This window comes from Bordetella muralis, assembly GCF_965139205.1.
In the GTDB taxonomy this organism is placed as follows: Bacteria; Pseudomonadota; Gammaproteobacteria; order Burkholderiales; family Burkholderiaceae_B; genus Bordetella_A; species Bordetella_A muralis.
This window is the reverse complement of sequence record NZ_CBCSIU010000002.1, coordinates 100434-119787: the sequence shown is the minus strand read 5'-3', so window position 1 is coordinate 119787 and position 19354 is coordinate 100434. Positions and strand designations below refer to the sequence as shown.

17 protein-coding genes are annotated in these 19354 nt (G+C 59.3%); 7 read left to right on the top strand and 10 right to left on the bottom strand.

Going from position 1 to position 19354, the window contains the following annotated elements; all coding sequences use genetic code 11:
* Positions 1-65: 65 nt before the first annotated feature.
* The 4 genes from ACNA0I_RS04900 to surE are packed head-to-tail and all read right to left on the bottom strand — an operon-like array spanning position 66 to position 3355.
* The gene (locus ACNA0I_RS04900) at positions 66-848 is read right to left on the bottom strand and encodes a 3'-5' exonuclease (RefSeq protein ID WP_415804942.1); all 783 of its coding nucleotides are present in this window, start codon (positions 846-848) and stop codon (positions 66-68) included.
* On the bottom strand, positions 845-1777 hold the full coding sequence (locus ACNA0I_RS04895) for a peptidoglycan DD-metalloendopeptidase family protein (RefSeq protein ID WP_415804941.1): 933 nt from the start codon (positions 1775-1777) through the stop codon (positions 845-847). The genes ACNA0I_RS04900 and ACNA0I_RS04895 overlap by 4 nt, the downstream gene beginning before the upstream one ends.
* Positions 1778-1793: 16 nt before the next feature.
* Positions 1794-2612: a protein-L-isoaspartate(D-aspartate) O-methyltransferase gene (locus ACNA0I_RS04890; protein ID WP_415804940.1), complete on the bottom strand. Its 819-nt coding sequence runs from the start codon at positions 2610-2612 to the stop codon at positions 1794-1796.
* Positions 2597-3355, bottom strand: a complete 759-nt coding sequence (gene surE / locus ACNA0I_RS04885) for a 5'/3'-nucleotidase SurE (RefSeq protein ID WP_415804939.1) — start codon at positions 3353-3355, stop codon at positions 2597-2599. Before surE ends, ACNA0I_RS04890 begins: the two co-directional genes overlap by 16 nt.
* A 152-nt stretch (positions 3356-3507) precedes the next feature.
* Between surE and plsY the strand changes: the two genes are divergently transcribed.
* Complete coding sequence (plsY, locus tag ACNA0I_RS04880) at positions 3508-4146, top strand: glycerol-3-phosphate 1-O-acyltransferase PlsY (protein WP_415804938.1); 639 nt, start codon at positions 3508-3510, stop codon at positions 4144-4146.
* 125 nt (positions 4147-4271) lie between these two features.
* Here plsY and tsaD read toward each other — a convergent pair whose 3' ends face one another.
* Positions 4272-5321 (bottom strand): tRNA (adenosine(37)-N6)-threonylcarbamoyltransferase complex transferase subunit TsaD, encoded by a 1050-nt coding sequence (tsaD, locus tag ACNA0I_RS04875; protein ID WP_415804937.1) that lies wholly within the window; start codon positions 5319-5321, stop codon positions 4272-4274.
* A gap of 71 nt (positions 5322-5392) precedes the next feature.
* Here tsaD and ACNA0I_RS04870 point away from each other — a divergent pair, with 71 nt between their 5' ends.
* The 5 genes from ACNA0I_RS04870 (at position 5393) to ACNA0I_RS04850 (ending at position 12686) form a co-directional block, all read left to right on the top strand.
* Positions 5393-6685: an NCS2 family permease gene (locus ACNA0I_RS04870; RefSeq protein ID WP_415804936.1), complete on the top strand. Its 1293-nt coding sequence runs from the start codon at positions 5393-5395 to the stop codon at positions 6683-6685.
* Between the two features lie 207 nt (positions 6686-6892).
* Positions 6893-7900: an LLM class flavin-dependent oxidoreductase gene (locus ACNA0I_RS04865; protein WP_415804935.1), complete on the top strand. Its 1008-nt coding sequence runs from the start codon at positions 6893-6895 to the stop codon at positions 7898-7900.
* Positions 7901-8011: 111 nt separating this feature from the next.
* Entirely contained in the window at positions 8012-8398 is a 387-nt protein-coding gene (trxA, locus tag ACNA0I_RS04860; protein ID WP_415804934.1) for a thioredoxin, read from the top strand.
* 684 nt (positions 8399-9082) lie between these two features.
* Complete coding sequence (locus ACNA0I_RS04855) at positions 9083-10660, top strand: autotransporter outer membrane beta-barrel domain-containing protein (RefSeq protein WP_415804933.1); 1578 nt, start codon at positions 9083-9085, stop codon at positions 10658-10660.
* A gap of 7 nt (positions 10661-10667) precedes the next feature.
* Positions 10668-12686 (top strand): autotransporter family protein, encoded by a 2019-nt coding sequence (locus ACNA0I_RS04850; RefSeq protein ID WP_415804932.1) that lies wholly within the window; start codon positions 10668-10670, stop codon positions 12684-12686.
* Positions 12687-12749: 63 nt separating this feature from the next.
* On the opposite strand, the gene ACNA0I_RS04845 is transcribed toward ACNA0I_RS04850, so the two are convergent.
* The 5 genes from ACNA0I_RS04845 to ACNA0I_RS04825 all read right to left on the bottom strand — a co-directional run bounded on the left by ACNA0I_RS04845 (position 12750) and on the right by ACNA0I_RS04825 (position 17132).
* Positions 12750-13334 (bottom strand): IMPACT family protein, encoded by a 585-nt coding sequence (locus tag ACNA0I_RS04845; protein ID WP_415804931.1) that lies wholly within the window; start codon positions 13332-13334, stop codon positions 12750-12752.
* 169 nt (positions 13335-13503) lie between these two features.
* On the bottom strand, positions 13504-14385 hold the full coding sequence (locus ACNA0I_RS04840) for a transporter substrate-binding domain-containing protein (RefSeq protein ID WP_415805270.1): 882 nt from the start codon (positions 14383-14385) through the stop codon (positions 13504-13506).
* 129 nt (positions 14386-14514) lie between these two features.
* Positions 14515-15288, bottom strand: a complete 774-nt coding sequence (locus tag ACNA0I_RS04835) for an ABC transporter permease (RefSeq protein ID WP_415804930.1) — start codon at positions 15286-15288, stop codon at positions 14515-14517.
* On the bottom strand, positions 15285-16283 hold the full coding sequence (locus tag ACNA0I_RS04830; protein ID WP_415804929.1) for an ABC transporter substrate-binding protein: 999 nt from the start codon (positions 16281-16283) through the stop codon (positions 15285-15287). The genes ACNA0I_RS04835 and ACNA0I_RS04830 overlap by 4 nt, the downstream gene beginning before the upstream one ends.
* Before the next feature lie 72 nt (positions 16284-16355).
* On the bottom strand, positions 16356-17132 hold the full coding sequence (locus ACNA0I_RS04825; RefSeq protein ID WP_415804928.1) for an ABC transporter ATP-binding protein: 777 nt from the start codon (positions 17130-17132) through the stop codon (positions 16356-16358).
* A gap of 517 nt (positions 17133-17649) precedes the next feature.
* On the opposite strand from ACNA0I_RS04825, the gene ACNA0I_RS04820 reads away from it, so the two are divergent.
* A complete protein-coding gene (locus ACNA0I_RS04820) occupies positions 17650-19317 on the top strand; it encodes a Hint domain-containing protein (protein ID WP_415804927.1) in 1668 nt (555 codons plus the stop codon).
* Positions 19318-19354 lie beyond the last annotated feature (37 nt).

The following is a 19354-nucleotide window of genomic DNA, read 5'->3' as shown; positions in this document are numbered from 1 at the left end:
TCAGTGCAGACCCGTTACGGGTGGATTTCGGATCGGCCGAGAATATTTCAGTCGATTGCCGAGGCTCAGACTGTAGCGTCCCAGGCCGCCAGATATTCCTGCCAATGCGGCGCATTGCTGGCCGCCAGCGTATCGCGTACGAGATCGATCTCGGCTTGGTAAGACGCGGCGTCCAACTCGCCCCGCAAAAACCGGAACCGGCAATACACCAGCCAGGTATTGACCACGTCGGTTTCGCAATAGGCACGAACCTCATCCGCGCGGCCAGCCTGCCACGCAGGCCAAACCTGCCCGCCATCCATGCCGAGCTTGCCCGGAAAACCGCACAGCTTGGCCAACTCGTCCAAAGGCGCATTGGCGCGCCCGTTGTACTTGGCCAGCAAATCCATCAGGTCGATATGACGGTTGTGATAGCGGCTGATGTAGTTATTGAATTTGAACTCGCGATCCTCGTCGCCAGTATCCCAATAGCGTGGCGCGGCGACGCCGTGAATCAAGCTGCGGTAATGCAGTACAGGCAGGTCAAAACCCGAGCCGTTCCAGCTGACCAGCCGTGGCGTATAGCGCTCGATGGTTTTAAAGAAACCACTGATCAGAACGGCCTCCGGATCGTCGGGCTGACCCAGCGTCTTGACACGAAAGCCCTGATCGTCGCGAAACACACAGCCGATGACGGCGATGCGCTGTAGATGCAGCGGCAGAAAATCGTGCCCCACGGCCTCGCGGCGCGCCGCAAAGGCGCGCTCGGCGACCTCGGCATCGGAGACGTCAGTCCCCCAGCCGTTCAGCTTGCGCAGCCCGTCGATGTCGGGCAGCGTTTCCAGGTCAAAGACAAGCGTCGGGGTCATCGTGCCGGCAGGTACTGCAAAGGATCTACCGGTGTCCCCTGGCGACGGATCTCGAAATGCAGGCGTGGCGAGGTCGTGTCGCTTTGGCCGATCTCGGCGATTTTCGAGCCACGCTTGACCGCCTGGCCAGTCTTGACCAACAAAGTCTGGTTATGCGCGTAGGCGGTGATAAACCCGTTCTCGTGATTGATGATGATCAGATTGCCCAGCCCACGCACACCATTGCCGCTGTACATGACCTTGCCATCGGCGGCCGCCACTACAGGAGCGCCGAGCGAACCACCGATATCGATCCCTTTGGATGCGGTAGTGAACGTTTGCGTGACCGCGCCGCTGGCAGGCCAGCCCCAACTGATCAAGTTCGCATCGGCCGCGCGCTTGGGTGTCGCAACCGGCGCCGGCGGTGCTTCGCTCGCGGCGGGAGGCGTCGTACTCGTCGCTGGCGGCGGCGCGCTGGATGCAGGCGGCGTCGTGGTCGAAGTCGTCGTCCCGGGCGAGGTCGAACTGCCCGGTTCTCCCAGCGGCACCGGCGTTGCCGTCGCGCCTGACGAAGCCGGCGGCGGCGCGCTGGCCACCGTACTGCCCGCGCTGCCGCCAGCAGAAAGCTTGAGGACCTGGCCCACGCTCAACTGATTGGCATCGGTGAGATTGTTCCACTGCCTGAGGCTGTCTACGCTCACGCCATTGCTGCGGGCGATCTGGTAGAGCGTATCGCCCGGCTTGACGACGTAACTGCCGCCGGATGCCATGCTGCTGCCTGCGGGTTGATTGGATAGATCGACCACGGGCGCTCGCGACGTCGTGCTTGAGCAGCCGTATATCAGGCTCAAACCCAGCGCGCCGGCCGCCCACATGGCGGGCCGCGTCAGGCGTGCAAACGACACCTGAGGAAAATAAAGAGCGGTCAGTGGCAACTGCCCGTTGAGCATGTAATTCTCCTGTTGCTCAAGATTGTATTCCGGCCCGCAACGGGACGAAACGTACTGCTTCTAATTCGGTGCGCTTCCATGTGGAAGTCCCGGTGCGTTCAACCAATACCAATCGCTGGTTGGACGTCCCCTCGGGGGCGATCAGACGTCCGCCTGGCGCCAATTGCATCAGCAGCGCTTGCGGAATGGCCAGACCGGCCGCAGCCACAACGATAGCATCGAACGGCGCTACGCCGGGCAAGCCTACCATGCCGTCGCCATGCACGAGGCGCACGCGCGTGGCCAGACGCAGCGCGCGCAGATTGCTGCGCGCCAGCTCGAACAGCCCGCGGATGCGTTCGATGGCATGCACCTCACGCACGAACTGCGCCAGCACCGCCGCCTGATAGCCGCAACCAGCGCCCACCTCGAGCACGCGCGTGGGAGTGCGATCCTCGCAGGCGGCCGAGATCATCCGCGCCACTACCCACGGTTGGGAAATGGTCTGCGAATGCCCGATCGGCAATGCCGCATCCTCGTACGCACGGCTGGCCAGGGCCTCGTCCACAAATACATGGCGAGGCACCGCCGCCATCGCACTCAGTACGCGCTCATCGGTCACTCCCTGGCTACGCAGGCGCTGGACCATGGCCTGGCGCAAGCGGTCGGAATTCAGGCCCAGGTTACTGACCTGAGCTGCGGGGTTGCCGATCGCGGCGGGTTTGGCCAGCGTGGCCGGCGAAATCCGCGTATTGCTGTTGGTGGCGGTATAGCCTGGGGCCAGCCCCGTGCTGCCGTAACCCGGGGTGGCTTTGCTGCGGCCCGGCGGAATGGGTGGGCTCACAGGCTTGCGCATAGCGGCTCCGCCCAGCCCCGGAGCTCGTCCAGTTGGCTGTGTTGGGTCAAGTCCAGGCGCAGCGGCGTCAGAGATACCCTGCCCTCGGAAATAGCATGAAAATCGGTGCCTGGCGAAGCATCCGCCGCCACGCCCACCGGCCCGATCCAGTAGACCGTATCGCCATAAGGCGTAGTCGTACGCACAACCGGCTGGGAAGGATGGCGCTTGCCGAGGCGAGTGACTTGCAACCCGCCCATCTGCTCGAAAGGACGGCACGGAATATTGACGTTGAGCAAGACCGGCGAAGCCAGCGGCTGCGCAAGCTGACGTTCGACCACCGAGCGTGCAGCCCGCGCAGCCGATTCGATATGTTCCCAGCCTTTTTCGACCAAGGAAAACGCGATCGCCGGAATACCGAACAGATACCCCTCGGCAGCGGCCGCGACGGTACCCGAATAGAGCGTGTCATCGCCCATATTGGCGCCGTTGTTGATGCCGGAGACGACCAGATCCGGCCGTTCGTCCATCAAGCCCGTGAGCGCCACGTGCACGCAATCGGAAGGCGTGCCGTTGACGCACACAAAGCCATTGGCCGCGGTGCGCACCGTCAAAGGCCTGTTCAGGGTCAGGGAATTCGACGCGCCGCTGTGATTGGTTTCAGGAGCAACGACAGTAATCTCGCCCAGCCCTTGCAGCGCCTGAACCAGCGCTTCGAGCCCAGGGGCGCTATAGCCATCGTCGTTCGAAACCAGTATTCGCATTGAGCATCCACAAAATCAACAAAATGAAACGGGGTCGATTGTACCGCCGGAAGGTGACTGACAAATAGCTCTATGGATAACCCCCACACACAGCCATGCGTCACGCGCGGTAGAATCCGCAGCCACGACCTTTCTGTAACGGACACTTTCTCATGGTGCACACTGCCCCCTCGTTCTTCTTCAGTGCCGGGTTGATCGCGCTGGCTTATCTGATCGGTTCGATTCCGTTCGCCGTGGTCGTCAGCAAACTCATGGGCTTGCAGGATCCTCGCAGCTACGGCTCCAAGAATCCCGGCGCCACCAATGTGCTGCGTACCGGCAATAAGGCGGCAGCGGCGCTGACCCTGCTGGGCGATGCCGCCAAGGGCTGGTTCGCCCTGTGGCTGGCGCAGACCCTGGCGCCGGGGCTGCCCTGGACGATCTACGCGCTAATCGCGCTGGCCGTCTTTCTCGGGCATTTGTATCCCGTTTTCCTGGGATTCAAGGGCGGCAAAGGCGTCGCGACCGCATTGGGTATCTTGCTCGCCATTCACCCGGGCCTGGCACTGGCTACTGCCGCCACCTGGGTGATCATTGCCGTATTTACACGATATTCTTCTCTGGCGGCCCTGGTCGCTGCGTTTTTTGCCCCGGTGTATTACCTGTTCGGCTCAGGCGTGGCCTGGTATGCCCAAGGCCCCGTGGGCATTGCCCTGGCAGTGATCAGCCTGCTGCTGTTCTATCGCCACCGCGCCAATATCGGCCGCCTGCTGGCGGGCAAAGAAAGCCGTATCGGCTCGAAAAAGAAATAGCGCAGACGTCGATATCGATGGCCATCCCTGGGGATTGGCCGTCCGCGTTGCATCACGTCGATGCAACGGCCTGACAGGCAATCATCCGCCTGCAAGCCGCATGATATCGATGCACCCGCGCCAATTCAGGCAGGCGTATCCACGCAAATATCGGCCAGATCCCAGCGCGGACGCACCGTAAAGGCATGCTCGCCAGGTTTTAACGTCACCAGGCCTGCCTTGACCCGTTCGGAGGCCGCAAAGGCGATCATCGCGCCGTTGTCGGTACACAAAGCCAACGGCGGAAAATAGGCTTGCGCACGCAAGGGGCGCATCGCCTCGGCCAACTGGGCACGCAACAATTGATTGGCGCCAACACCGCCCGCCACGACCAGCCGTTTCAGGCCGGTCTGCCGCAGCGCCTTGACTGCCTTGGCCACCAGCACATCGACAATCGCCGCCTGCGTGGCTGCAGCCAGATCGGCACGCGTCTGCTCATCCAGCGACACCCCGGCACGCTCCGCTTCTTTGACACGCGTCAATACCGCGGTTTTCAGGCCGCTGAAACTGAAATCCAGGTCGCCGCTATGCAACATCGGCCGCGGCAACGTGAAACGCTGCACGTCGCCATTGGCGGCCATACGGGACAGCGCCGGCCCGCCCGGATAGCCCAGGCCCAGCAATTTGGCCGATTTATCGAACGCCTCGCCGGCCGCGTCATCCAGCGTCTCGCCCAACAGCGTATAGCGCCCCACCCCATCGACACGCATCAGTTGGGTATGCCCGCCCGACACCAACAGCGCCACAAAAGGGAATTTAGGCCGTGGCGTATCCAGCAAGGGCGACAGCAGATGCCCCTCGAGATGATGAATCGGAATAGCCGGCAAGCCGCGCGACCACGCAAATGCCTGGGCGACACTGGCGCCGACCAGCAACGCCCCGGCCAGGCCCGGCCCCGCGGTATAGGCCACCGCCTCCACGTCTTTCAACGTCAACCCGGCCTCCTCCAGCACCTGGCGGGCCAGTGGCACCGCACGCCGGATATGGTCGCGCGAGGCGAGCTCTGGCACCACGCCGCCGTATTCCTGGTGCATGGCGATCTGAGAATGCAGGGCATGCGCGAGCAAGCCGCGCTCTGTGCAGACGGCCGCGACGCCGGTCTCGTCACACGAGCTTTCAAAACCTAGAATGATCATGGCCGCGAGTTTACATCTGGTGCGAAAATGGCGGCTTGATAACCCTATAAAAACCAACCCGGGAACTTGCCATGCTGGAGAAGCTATTCCAATTGCGCGAACACGGTACGAATGCGCGTACCGAAATCGTTGCGGGTTTGACGACATTTTTGACCATGTCGTACATCATTTTCGTCAACCCGAATATTCTGTCCTCCACCGGCATGGACCGCGACGCCGTATTCGTCGCAACCTGCCTGGCTGCAGCGCTGGGCTCATTGATCATGGCGCTGGTGGCCAACTGGCCCATCGGCATGGCGCCGGGCATGGGCCTGAACGCCTTTTTTGCCTTCACGGTCGTCAAGACTATGGGCTACACCTGGGAACAGGCGCTGGGCGCGGTCTTTATCTCTGGCGTGATTTTCCTGGTGCTCACCATGACAGGCGTGCGGGCCTGGCTGATCAAAGGCATCCCCCACTCGCTGCGTAGCGCCATCGCAGCCGGCATCGGGTTGTTTTTGGCCATTATTGCCCTGTCGTCGGCCAAAATCGTGGTGCCGCATCCGGCCACCATGGTGACGCTGGGAGACCTGCGCGAAGCCGGTCCTCTCTTTGCGATCCTTGGCTTTTTCGTCATTGCGGTCCTGGACGCATTGCGCGTGCGCGGCGCCATTCTGATCGGGATCCTGGTCGTCACGCTGCTATCGATGGCCACGGGCCACAACGAATTCCATGGCATAGTCTCGACGCCGCCCAGCCTCGCGCCGACGTTCATGCAGCTCGACATACTCGGTGCCTTGCATACCGGTTTTGTGCATGTGATCCTGGTTTTTGTGCTGGTCGAGGTCTTTGACGCCACCGGCACCCTGATGGGTGTTGCCAAGCGTGCCGGGCTCGTCCCCGAGGACCGCCCCAACCGCCTGGGCCGGGCCTTGTTCGCCGATAGCACCGCCATTGTGGCGGGCTCGATGCTGGGCACCAGCAGCACGACCGCCTATGTCGAGAGCGCCTCAGGCGTCCAGGCCGGCGGCCGCACAGGACTGACTGCGCTGGTGGTCGCGCTGCTGTTTCTGGCCGCGTTGTTCATTTCCCCATTGGCCGGGTCCGTGCCGGCCTACGCGACAGCGCCTGCCCTGCTCTATGTCGCCGGCCTGATGATGCGCGAATTGATCGACATCGACTGGAACGATATCTCCGAGGCCACGCCTGCTGCATTGACCACGCTGGTCATGCCTTTCACGTACTCGATCGCCAATGGCCTGGCGTTTGGTTTCATCAGCTATGTCGTGTTGAAAACCTTCACCGGTCATTTCCGCACGATCCATGCCGCGACCTGGTTGGTCGCCGCATTGTTTGTGATCCGCTACGCCTTCTTTCCCGGGTAGGCGACGCGAGGAAATCGCATCCTCGCCAACCTCGGTATGTGCCGGGCACGGGTCTTGCGTATTGGCGTCATTGACGCTCGCTATCAACCCGATCAACCACAAGGTTGATCGGGTCCCAGCTTGATTTCACCGATACACTCCCCAAGTATTAGAGGAATGCAGGGCGTTGCCGCCGCATTCCGCCCTACTATTTCCGGAGAATTCCCCATGTCCCAGTTGGCCCGCGTGCCCTTTTCCGTGCTTGACCTTGCCCCTATTGTGCAAGGCGGCGACGCCGCGGGCGCGTTCCGCAATACGGTCGATCTGGCGCAGCATGTCGAACGTTGGGGATACCAGCGATTCTGGCTGGCGGAACATCACAACATTACCGGTGTAGCCAGCAGCGCGACCTCAGTGATCATTGGCCAGGTCGCGGCTCATACCAAAACGCTGCGCGTGGGATCGGGCGGCATCATGCTGCCCAATCACGCGCCGCTGATCATTGCCGAGCAGTTCGGCACGCTCGAAAGCCTGTTCCCTGGACGTATCGATCTGGGCCTGGGCCGTGCGCCCGGCAGCGACGGCGCGACGCAGCAGGCGTTGCGTCGCGGTCCCCGCAGCGGTTTTGATTTTCCTGAGCTGTTGGCAGAATTGCGCGCGTTCCTTGCGCCTGCCGTGCCGAATCAGGCGGTCCGTGCGATCCCCGGCGCAGGACTGGATATTCCGATCTGGTTATTGGGCTCCAGTGATTTCAGCGCACGTCTGGCAGCCGAGCTGGGCCTGCCGTTTTCGTTCGCAGGACACTTTTCGCCAGAGGGCATGGCGGCGATGCGCTTGTATCGGCACTTGTTCAAACCGTCTGCGACGCTGGAGCGCCCCTACGCCATGATCGGCGTGCCGGTCATCGCCGCCGACACCGACGAACAGGCGCGCATGTTGTCCACTACGCAACAAATGAAGTTCCTGTCCCTGATCCGCGGCAACCGCCTGCAATTGCAGCCGCCCGTTGAAAGCATGGACGGGCTGTGGAACGAATGGGAACAGCAAGCGGTGCATCAAAAACTGGCGGCCTCTATCGTAGGCGGCCCGGAAACCGTCAAGCAAGGTCTCGAATCATTGATCGCGCGCACAGAGGCCGACGAAGTCATGATCGTTTCGGACTTCTATCGTCACGAAGACCGCCTGCGTTCCTATGAAATTTTGGCGTCATTGAAAAGCCAAGGCGACGCCTCCTGAACAAGTCCAGGCAACCATACCAAGCTGGCCGCCCCACGCTCTGAAGAACGTGGACTTCCTACACACAACCTTGTTTGTGCACACTGAAAGCAAGGTCAATCGGAGCACCCTATGAGCAATCTCATCGAACTCACACAAGCCTCTTTCCAAGAGTCGATCACGCCCGACAATACTGTGATTGTCGATTTTTGGGCTCCTTGGTGTGGCCCTTGCCGCGGCTTTGCGCCGGTATTCGAACAAGCTGCAGAACAACATCCGGATGTGACTTTCGCCAAGGTCAACACGGACGTCGAACAAGAGCTCGCCGGCGCGTTGGGCATCCGTTCCATCCCGACCCTGATGGTATTTCGCGAACAGGTCCTGCTGTTCTCTCAACCCGGCGCGTTATCGGCTGGACAACTGGGCGAACTGCTGGAAAAGGTCAAGGGCCTGGATATGGAGAAAGTGCATCAGGATATCGCTGCCGCCCAAGATGCGGGAGACGATAAGCAGCCGTAAGGAGCCTCACCGCTGACGCAGTTACCGCGACTGTGTCAGCACATCGCTGGGTCCGATTTCACGAAGGTTCGCGGCAAGAACAGAACGATCGACAACGTTGGATGTTACCTACTTGCCTTTAAGAAGGAAGTACGTGACATGGACAACAGTTTAGTTCGTGCACCGCACCGTCACGACAGTGAACGTCTTATCTCGTCCAGTTGGGCGAGGACGTGCAGGGGCAAAACGCGCTCGGCAACTATATTGAGCTTGGCACTCGCATCGCTAACGGTTTCAGCCGATGCCGCTGACGTTACTGGTAACGTTCCTCCCCTCCAAGGAGCCAGTGCCCCCGTCCACAATCCGCTACCCCAAGGGGGCTATGCCCGACCTGCCGGTGGCGTCAATCTCAATGTGCCAGGCCTCGACGGTGTCAACGAATTCCTTCCACTCGCTCCCCCTCGCCCCGTTGCCGTCGCACCGGGACTGCATCCGCAAGCGGCCAATGCTGCCCCTAATGGGGGTGGCGTAATACGCACTGTCGTTGACAGTGCGCAATGGGTTGGCGGTGCGCTCTACGATCATAAAGGGATGGCCATCACGGCCGCTCTGATCGCTGTTGGAGTTTATTGCTTAGCAACGCAATCAGAAGCAAGGACCGCAACACTGGACGTGTTAGAGGACGCAGCACATTCTGCGCATGACATGTTAGACAACGCAAAAGCCTCCGCGTACGACATGTTGGGCAACGCAAAGAGTTCCGCGTATGACACGTTGGTACAGGCAAAAGATTCGACATACGGCGCCTTGGTGAGCGCCACACAGTCTGCATATCACGGATTGGCGAAAGCAAAAGAATATCTATGGAGCTCGAGTGAAGCAACATCACCAGCAGAGTCCCGTGAACCTCGGGAAACCTCAACGCCAAAGATAGAGAAAAACGTCGACGAAACGGCTGTTCAACATTCTGGCACCGACGCCGTGGTGTCGGTGAATAACGTGCAAGAGGTCGACGATAAGACGTCTCAGAGCCACGCGGAGCCGGGTAACCCATCCGGTCCGACGGGCTCGGGGGAGCAGAATGCCGGCGAACCAAACTCCGACAATCAGGACACCAGCATCCTGAACTCAGCCAATCGGACCAACGTCACGCCAGACACAGTTAATCAGAACCCCGCCACACCGGATGAACGCGATCGGGATACCGAGACGCCAGAGCCTGAGCAGAAAGGCGATCTGAATACCGAGACGCCGGACGCCGAGCAGGTCCAGTCCATTGGGGAAGTACAAGCGCCTGTCGCCATACTGAAAGCACAGCCCTCCGTCGGCAACACCGCCATCCGCCCGGCGGCAGGCTCGTACATGAGCAACGCCTGGGCGGCCAATACGATGTTCCAGATGAATCTGAACGATCGTCTAGGCAGCTATTACCAGGGTGAAACCAGCCCCCATCAAGGCAGCGCATGGATCCGCTACAGCGGCTCGCGCGGCCACCTGAAAGACACCACGGGTGAACTGCGTACCGCCGGCGACAAAAGCACCGTCATGATGGGTGTCGACATGCTGGTGCAATCGACCAATGCTCGCGATCAATTCACGATCGGCATCATGGGCGGCTATGGCCACTACAGCGGTCATACCCAAGCGAACGGCTTTGACTATTCCACCAAGGGCAAAGTCAATGGCTACAGTGTCGGTCTGTACGGCACCTACCAAAAGGACGTCGCTACCCAGCACGGTTTCTACGCCGATAGCTCGCTGTTGTGGAACCAGTTCGACAATCGCGTCAAAGGTGGCGACCTGCCGGCTGAAAAATACGACGCCAAGGGCATGACCGCGTCGCTGGAGCTGGGCTACAACATCCCGCTGGCCGACCGCAATAACGTGAAGTATGTGCTGCAACCCCACGCACAGGTCATGTACCAGAATGTGCGCAGCGAGAACTTCCGTCAGGTCGATGGCACCAATGTCGATTTCATGAACGGCTCACATGTGCAAACGGCCCTAGGCGTACGCGCTGCCGCACACATTACGACTGGCCTGACCTCCGTCATCACACCGCACATCGAAGCCAATTGGCTGCATGCAAACAAAGGTTATGGCGTGAAAATGGACAACGTCGATGCAGCCATGAACAGCGGGCGCAATATCGGCCAAGTCAAACTGGGCGTACAGGGCGACATGAACCGCCACGTGTCGCTCAACGTCGAGCTGTTCCACAATCAAGGCAATGCGGGCTATCACGAAACCGGAGGCAATGTGACCGCGAAGTATCGTTTCTGATGCCGCCATGCGCAGCGAATCAACCGCTGCATATAGCAATCCGCACCATCGTCAAGCACCTGCCGCCATTCCCGGTCTACATCCCTATAATGCAGGCATTTTTTATGCGCGTCAGAATGAACGAAAATCTGATCGCGGCAGTGCTTTGTGTCCGATTTACGGGAGAATCTCAGCGGTAAAACCTTGCCAGCGTATGTGGGTAGTACTTATCTCTTTTGACAGTAAAGGAGACAAGTACATGAACAAACTTTCTACACCCTCATCTATCCGCCGCAAGCATGATCGTGTCGTGTCGTCGAACTTGACGAAAAACCGCAGCGCTAAAACCTTCTCGGCGACCGTACTCGGTTTAGCCCTTGCATCGCTGGTGCCGACTGCAGTAGCAGACACCAATCGCTCCCATCAACATCAAGCTATAAAACAGGATCAGAACCGTGGTTCATCCGATTCCTATTTGAATTATTTTACCTCTGGCAAGATGGGTACCGCTATCGGCACTATTACCGCTGCCGTTACCACGTATTTCGTAACCCGTTACATCCAATACGCTCGCCATAATGATGCGGCTCCCGCCCAGGCTCCCCGCAGGCCGGGTGATTATAACGTTGGCGCAGTTATTACTCCGGGAAGTGTCACCACGGCTGCTGGCGCCGCTTATTTGGCTGGGGCAGGGCTTTATCAGTCTGGGATGTTGAATAAGCTATGGAGTGCAAAGGAAGAAACACAGCAGTCCGGGCAGGACGCGGTAAAAAATGATGGTCTCGATACAGACAAGGTCAAAGAGGACGACGACACGGCGTCGGAGACAGACACGCCCGGGTCGACGAACGAGGATGGCGGCGAGCCACGATCGGCTATTCAAAGCCCCAACCCAGCGAACCCCACCAATGAATCCCGCGTCACGCCAGGCGAAGACGACCAGGAAACAGGCAAACCCAGCACGGATAGCAAAATTCTCGATACATCGGACGACAGCAATCAAAAGACAGAGACGTCAGACTCCGAACAAGCTCAGTACTGGGATGAACTGCAAAAACTTGTCAGCTGGCTGGAAGAATCGTTATCCACTCGCAGCGCCACCATCCGCCCGGCGGCAGGCTCGTACATGAGCAACGCCTGGGCAGCCAATACGATGTTCCAGATGAATCTGAACGATCGTCTAGGCAGCTATTACCAGGGTGAATCCAGCGCCCATCAAGGCAGCGCATGGATCCGCTACAGCGGCTCGCGCGGCCACCTGAAAGACACCACGGGTGAACTGCGTACCGCCGGCGACAAAAGCACTGTCATGATGGGTGTCGACATGCTGGTGCAATCGACCAATGCTCGCGATCAATTCACGATCGGCATCATGGGCGGCTATGGCCACTACAGCGGTCATACCCAAGCGAACGGCTTTGACTATTCCACCAAGGGCAAAGTCAATGGCTACAGTGTCGGCCTGTACGGCACTTATCACAAGGACGTCGCTACCCAGCACGGTTTCTACGCCGATAGCTCGCTGTTGTGGAACCAGTTCGACAATCGCGTCAAAGGTGGCGACCTGCCGGCTGAAAAATACGACTCCAAGGGCATGACCGCATCGCTGGAGCTGGGCTACAACATCCCACTGGCCGACCGCAATAACGTGAAGTATGTGCTGCAACCCCATGCACAGGTCATGTACCAGAATGTGCGCAGCGAGAACTTCCGCCAGGCCGATGGCACCAATGTCGATTTCATGAACGGCTCACGTGTGCAAACGGCGCTAGGGGTACGCGCTGCCGCACACATTACGATTGGCCTGACCTCCGTCATCACACCGCATATCGAAACCAATTGGCTGCATGCAAACAAAGGTTATGGCGTGAAAATGGACAACGTCGATGCAGCCATGAACAGCGGACGCAATATCGGCCAAGTCAAACTGGGCGTACAGGGCGACATGAACCGCCACGTGTCGCTCAACGTCGAGCTGTTCCACAATCAAGGCAATGCGGGCTATCACGAAACCGGAGGCAATGTGACCGCGAAGTATCGTTTCTGATGCCCCCATGCGCAGCGAATCAATCGCTGCGCATCGCAACAGCGACAGCGCCCCGCACCATCGTCATGCCACTTGCCATTGGGATTGGCCGCGAGTGATATCCCCGACGGTGCGTGCCAACTCATCCAAGACAGCGCAAGGCACGATCAGCGTCAGCATTGCGCCGTCGCCATCGAATTGTTCCGCGTCGATCGTTGCACCCGCTTGGCTGATACGCGCCTTCATCAACGGCAACTCTGCGTAATTGCACCGGCAGGTGACCGTACTGGTTGCGATGATCGGCGTTCGCAGCCCCAAGCGCAAACACTGCGCTGCGCAGCCGCTGTAGGCACGCACCAGACCGCCCGCGCCGAGTTTGATACCGCCGAACCAGCGCACGACCAGAACCGCGACACGGTCGAGATCCTGACCTTCGATGGCCTGCAAAATAGGCCGGCCAGCAGTGCCGCTCGGCTCTCCGTCGTCGTTGAATCGGTAGGCCTGACCAATGCGATAGGCCCAGCAGTTGTGAGTGGCTGCCGGATCGCTATGCTCTGCAAAAAAATCCATCGCTTCGCTGACGCTGGTCACGGGAGCAGCGTAGGCCGCGAAACGGCTTTTTTTGATGTCCTCTTCGTGGGCGCAAGGCGCGCTTAAGGTATCGCTCATGGGCCGCAATTGTAGACGAGCATGATCGGGAGCCGTGTGTGCCGTTGGAGGATGCGGCTTAACCCACGAAATACTCGTGCGATCTGCTCATGATCGTCCGTTCATTCGTTGCGGACACCAACAAGGCCCATGACAACGCTGCCGCCACCCTCTTCCACCGCGCCGCTTTTCAACCGTGGCAGTCTGGGACCTCTTGATCCAGATAGACATCGAATGCGACGTCGCGCGCCCATTTGTCGACCATGCCCCGGACGACACCTTCACGGCGCCATTGCTGCATAGCATCGGTCAGCCAGGCTGTTGTGGCGCGATCATTCGCGGCTACTAACCAGACGCGCTCAACACGCGGGCCCGCTTCGTTCAGCGTAGAAGAAAATTTCTTCCATTCGGGAAATTTCATGAGCGGAGCCCACGCAAGGTCATCAATGAGCCCGACGTCGCAGCCCCCCTCTCGCACCGCGACCAAGGCATCTGACGGCACACGGTATGGCCGCACCGTCGCTCCCCACTGGGTTGCTAGCGCCTGGGCTTGGAAAGCGGCGCTAGCCATACAAACGGTCAGCCCTTTGACGTCTGGCCAGTGGCGCAGCTTGGTATCGCTGCGGATGATGGCCTTTGGCCGGGCAGCATAGCCTGTGGAGATAGCGGTCGAGCCCGCACCGTCTGATGTCGCGGGATTCAGGCTTGACTCGGCCGACTGTGTGCTCGACATCGCACTACTCGCAGCCGCTTGAAGGTCCCCGGAACGCTTTGCCGCGCCCGGATCGGCTACGCGATCAGCAATCAGCACGTCCACCTCGCCATCGGCCAACGCCGATAACCGCCGCGCGGGATCGACTTGTACGACTTTTACGGGCAGCCCCAGCTGCTGACCCAGACGATCGGCCATCACCGTGTCCAGACGCTCGGGGGTACGAACCTTCGCGCCAGCGGCAGGCTCGGGCGCCAGATAAGGCACGCCCACGACCAAGCTACCTCGCACGCGTGCCCTGGAAAAAGCATCCTCCGACTGCGATGAAGCCGCACTGGCAGTCTGAGCGGAGGCGATCATCGGCACCCATAAACAGGCAATCATCGGCCCCCATAGCGCAGCCACCTGCGCACAACGGCCTGCGCGAGAAAGAACACTCCATGCCTTCATGAGCCCAGATGCGAGCGGGCCACTGCCCGCCCTCTCCCTTTATACGTACTGATAACGCAACAAGCGATGTTTGAGGTTTTCGAGTACGAATTGATCAATCAGTGCAGCGAGGATCGCAATAACCAGGATATTGGCCATCACGCCCGTCATATCGGCGATCTCGCCCGAATAGGCCAGCGAACGCCCCAGGCCTTTGCCGAAACCAATCAGCATTTCCGCCGAAATCAGGGCGCGCCAGGCATTACCGAATGCGAGCTGCGCGCCGGTAATCAATTCAGGCATGACCGCAGGCAGATACACGCGCTTGATCAGGCCCCACGGGGTGGCCCCCATCACACGCGCAGCCGACACGTGGACACGCTGCACGGATTCTGTCGCGTTCATCACGCTGAGCGCCGCCGGGAAAAACGCCGCCAGCGCCACGACAATGATAATCGGCGCACTGCCAAAACCCATCACGATCAGGAACAACGGCACCCAGGCAATAGACGGAATCGACTGCAAAATGACGATGGCGCTGCGCAGGACTTCGCGAAAAAAATACAGCACCGCCGCGATCAAGCCAAAACCCACCCCGGCCAGCAAGGCCAGCCCATAGCCTGCCCCCAGGCGTCCCAGCGTGCCCACCAGACTCTGATGAAAAGACGACTCGCCCAGCTCATTGAACAAGCGCTCAACGACGGCCGGCACGCCCGGCATCAGAAAGTCTGGCAGCGCCCACGCAGCTGCCTGCCACAAGAACAAAATGAAGACTACGCCAAGCACCCCCGCGAGGTGCTTGCGCAGTCCCGTTACACGAGTCGATGAGGTCAAAGCTTGCGAGCCTCTTGCCAGGATAGATCGATGATGCTGGACACGTCGTACGGCTTGCCGTCACGCGTCTTCAGCGACCCCTGAGCTTGCAGAATATCCGCAATCTCCTGCATGCGGGCTGCGTCCTTGTCGGTCAGCTTGGCAGTAAAGACCTGTGTCTTGATCGCGTCGGTGATGACGGTTTCGCGCGGCAGCTCGCCTTGTTTCAGCGTTTTCAAGGTGGGCTCGGCGATGAAGTATGACGCAATCAGCTTGGAGGCTTGCTCCGGATGGTCTTTCAGCAGATCGATCGCCGCTTTCTGTGCATCCAATGCTTTCCAGACATCATCTTTGCGTTTTTCGAGTACATCCCCCGAGGTAATCACGACCATGCACGGGAACGGCCACGATTCGCCCACTTCGTAGATCTGTTTGACCGGAGCAACCAGTTGCGCAATGCGATCATAGGGCTCGAACAAGAAGGCAGCGTCCACGCGCTTGCCTACCAACGATTGCACGGCTACAGCAGGGCTCACGCCCATGATGTCGACATCCGTGGGTTGCAGATTACCCTCTTTCAACACGACGCCTTTCAACACCACGTCGGCCGTACTGCCCTCTTTTTGCGAGGCCAGCGTTTTACCTTTGAGGTCCGCGATCTTGTCGATGCCCGCATCATCGCGGACGACAAGCGAATGATAGCCCTGCTGTGCGCCACCGACGACCTTCAGGTCTGCTCCCTTTGACGCCCAAGCCACCGCGTTGGTAAAGCCCAATACGCCGATATCGGCCTGGCCGCCCACAATGGCTTTGATCAGGTCAGTGCCTGATTTGAACTCGATCAGTTCGGTGTCCAGACCCGCCTTTTTGTAGAACTCTCCTTCTTGGGCAACGATGGCCTGCGCGTCGTCCATCACACGTAGATAGCCCACACGCAATTTCTCAGCGGCCAGCGCCGGAGCCGCCGCCACCAACGCCGCGACCAGCGGCAAGGACAACCATTGCTTCAATCTCATTTGTGCTCCCGGATTGGGGTATAGGTATTGATAAATTCGAATGACACGTCACGTCTGAACAGACGTATGACATCAGGCTGCCAACGCGATATCGCCCCCGTTGTCGTCGGCGCTTTCGGCGACCTGGATGCCCAGCAGGCTCAGGATTTCGCGTTTTTCTGCAGCCAGGTCCGACAGGTCATGGGTCTTGCGCCGCTGCGTCAGATTGAATTCGCGCAGCACGCGCGCCGGGCGCGGGCTGAACACCACAATACGGTCGGCCAGGAACAACGCCTCATCCACATCGTGGGTCACCAGCAGGACCGTGGGTTTTTCCTGTTTGATCAACTGCCGCAAAACGTCTTGCAGACTCAGCCGCGTCAAGGCATCCAGCGCGCCAAAGGGCTCGTCCATCAGCATGGTTTGAGGCTGCGCAATGAACGCGCGAGCCAATGCGGCACGCTGGCGCATGCCGCCGGAGACCTGTTGCGGATAGTAGTTTTCGAATCCCGCCAACCCGACGCGCGCCAACCAGGCCACGGCCTTGTCACGCGCCTCGGCTTTCGGGATGTTTTGAAACTCGAGCGCCAACGACACATTGTCGCGCAGCGTCAGCCACGGATATAAGGCGTGCTCTTGAAATACCAGCGTGCGGCTGGGATGCGGCCCGGCGATGGCTTTGCCGTCGGCCAAGACTTGGCCTTGGGTCGGGGATTCCAGTCCTGCAGCCATGTGCAACAGCGTGGATTTGCCGCAGCCTGAGGGGCCGACCAACGCCACCAACTCGCCCGTTCTGAACTCGCTGGAAAAGCCGTCGACGACATGCAAAGCGCCGAAGTTCTTGTGGACGTGATCGAAGGTCAGATTCATAGACAGGCTCGTGCAACGCAGGCGTAGGGTAAGTAGCTCCTAATCTAACAATTCGTTATATGAACTCAAACTATATTTTCATAATTGATAAATTACTTTTAGCTATAAACAGCGTTCATCGACAGCGTACGTTGGCCTGGTAGGAAATCGCTCGGGACAAACTTACACCATGCTGACACTCACATGAAAATCGGACCAATATCGAATAATGTCTTTTTATTTCATTAAATATTAAAACAAGTCCATTAATTCGGTATTATCGATGCATCGTGTGCCATAAAGCTCCCATTTGACCGGCACGACATGCCTACGGGCGAGCCATGGGGGCCATTCCGTCCTTGAGCAAAGCTTTCCATATGGGAGAAAGACCAATGCTATCGCCCCACTGACCCGCCCGATCGACTGCTGTCCCGCGATCACGTCTCCTTTTCGTCCTTTAACGATTGAACGGCTAGCGCCGCTCAAGGGGACGCTTTACGCCTATTTCAGTGCCTATCATTAATTGGAACCCTTGGTTATGACTACCCACAGCATCACGTTGTCCGACGAGACAAAGACCCTCTCTCCGAGCAACCCGGAAAATGTTCAGAACGGCGACACCGTCGACCTGAAGGTGATAAGCGGCTCCCAGCTCACCGTCGAATCTCTGGATATCGACCTCGTGGTTGACGCCACCGGCAGCGACAGCTCTGCGCCCAACGTCGTTGCCTCCGAACAGGGGGCGGATCTCACGATCACCGGCGTCACGCTCAAAGATAACCAGACCATCAAGTACGAGATTGACCACCAGTCGTCGATGACCTACATCGTCCAGGCCGGCCAGACGTCGGCGCTGAACTCCACCACGTTCCACTTCCAAGGCACCGGTGGTGAGGGCAACCCGGGTGATCTGAGCGAGTCTGTACTCAAATTCGTCATCCCCTCGGCGCTGGATAACTCGATGAATCCTGCTATTACCAATTTGCAGGTGGGCGACAAGATCCTTCTGGAGATCGACAATGGCGACGGGACATTCAGCGTGCCCGACGGCTATGAGTTCGTCTCCACGCCCGCGGGCAGTTTTCTACAACTGAGCAAGGATGGCCAAGTACAGGTCAAGTTCGCTCTGCCCCAGGGTTATACCCCCGGATTGGATTACCAAATGCAGAACGGCACCTTTGTCGTCGCGTGCTATTTGCGCGACACACTGATTGCCACCCCCGAAGGCCAGAAACCCGTACAAGATCTGCAGCCTGGCGACAGCGTCTTGACCGCCAGTGGCCGTGTTGCGACCGTGAAATGGCTGGGATACCGCAAAATGCACGCCAGCCGTATCCCGGCCGACCAGGCGATTCGTGCCTACCCCGTGCGCATCGCGGCAGGGGCACTGGCACCCAATGTGCCGACACGCGATCTGTACATTTCGCCCTATCACCATATGTACTTCAACGGCCAGCTGATCCCCGCGATGCTGTTGGTGAACGGCCAGACCATTACTCAGGATTTTTCGCGCCGTTCGTTCGAATATTTCCACGTGGAATTGGATCGCTTCGATATCCTGCTGGCCGAGGGCGCCGCGGCTGAATCCTATGTAGATACCGGCAATCGCTCGATGTTCCAGAACGTGAACGTAGTGACAATGCAAGCGGACTTTGGCCCTCCCGAGGGCCGTCAAGAGATCGAAGGCATGGAAATCGTGCGCAATGGTCCGAAAGCCGAAGCGATCCGCAAGCATTTGCTCAAACGTGCCGAAGCGTTGACAAAAGCGAAACGCGTGTCTGATCCAGACCTGCGTATCGAAGTCGACGGTCGGGAAATTCGTCCCGAGGCCACCGATCAGGCCGAAGGCGTCAAGCGCTTTGTGTTGCCGGCAGGCGTTCAAGCCAGTGACGTACGCATCCTTTCTCGCTCGTCCATCGTACGCGACACCGCGGTGCATGCGCGCCGAGACTTGCGCCGCGTAGGCGTTGGACTGGCTCGCATCACCATCGAGGATGCTGCTGGACGTCGTGAGATCGACCTGCGTGATGATCGCCTGCGCGGCCTGCAAGGCCTGCAGGACGTACACGGCGTCGCGATGCGCTGGACAACGGGCACGGCGGTTATTCCGGCCACGTTGCATGCTGCCCAAGGTCCTGCAGTGCTAGAGCTGCATGTGCTGCGCACCTACTCGTACTGGAGTCAGCCCCAACAACTCGCTGCGTAAATACTGTCACGAGAAAACGACGATATAAAGAACCCCG

Excerpts from the sequence above, each read along its gene's own strand:
- ACNA0I_RS04845 (WP_415804931.1), bottom strand. The coding sequence starts at position 13,334 with ATGAGCGATACCTTAAGCGCGCCTTGCGCCCACGAAGAGGACATCAAA.
- ACNA0I_RS04900 (WP_415804942.1), bottom strand. The coding sequence starts at position 848 with ATGACCCCGACGCTTGTCTTTGACCTGGAAACGCTGCCCGACATCGAC.
- ACNA0I_RS04850 (WP_415804932.1), top strand. The coding sequence starts at position 10,668 with ATGCGCAGCGAATCAACCGCTGCATATAGCAATCCGCACCATCGTCAA.
- ACNA0I_RS04870 (WP_415804936.1), top strand. The coding sequence starts at position 5,393 with ATGCTGGAGAAGCTATTCCAATTGCGCGAACACGGTACGAATGCGCGT.
- ACNA0I_RS04820 (WP_415804927.1), top strand. The coding sequence starts at position 17,650 with ATGACTACCCACAGCATCACGTTGTCCGACGAGACAAAGACCCTCTCT.
- ACNA0I_RS04830 (WP_415804929.1), bottom strand. The coding sequence starts at position 16,283 with ATGAGATTGAAGCAATGGTTGTCCTTGCCGCTGGTCGCGGCGTTGGTG.
- ACNA0I_RS04890 (WP_415804940.1), bottom strand. The coding sequence starts at position 2,612 with ATGCGCAAGCCTGTGAGCCCACCCATTCCGCCGGGCCGCAGCAAAGCC.
- tsaD (WP_415804937.1), bottom strand. The coding sequence starts at position 5,321 with ATGATCATTCTAGGTTTTGAAAGCTCGTGTGACGAGACCGGCGTCGCG.
- trxA (WP_415804934.1), top strand. The coding sequence starts at position 8,012 with ATGAGCAATCTCATCGAACTCACACAAGCCTCTTTCCAAGAGTCGATC.
- surE (WP_415804939.1), bottom strand. The coding sequence starts at position 3,355 with ATGCGAATACTGGTTTCGAACGACGATGGCTATAGCGCCCCTGGGCTC.
- ACNA0I_RS04865 (WP_415804935.1), top strand. The coding sequence starts at position 6,893 with ATGTCCCAGTTGGCCCGCGTGCCCTTTTCCGTGCTTGACCTTGCCCCT.
- ACNA0I_RS04895 (WP_415804941.1), bottom strand. The coding sequence starts at position 1,777 with ATGCTCAACGGGCAGTTGCCACTGACCGCTCTTTATTTTCCTCAGGTG.
- ACNA0I_RS04840 (WP_415805270.1), bottom strand. The coding sequence starts at position 14,385 with ATGATCGCCTCCGCTCAGACTGCCAGTGCGGCTTCATCGCAGTCGGAG.
- ACNA0I_RS04825 (WP_415804928.1), bottom strand. The coding sequence starts at position 17,132 with ATGAATCTGACCTTCGATCACGTCCACAAGAACTTCGGCGCTTTGCAT.
- ACNA0I_RS04855 (WP_415804933.1), top strand. The coding sequence starts at position 9,083 with ATGTTAGACAACGCAAAAGCCTCCGCGTACGACATGTTGGGCAACGCA.
- plsY (WP_415804938.1), top strand. The coding sequence starts at position 3,508 with ATGGTGCACACTGCCCCCTCGTTCTTCTTCAGTGCCGGGTTGATCGCG.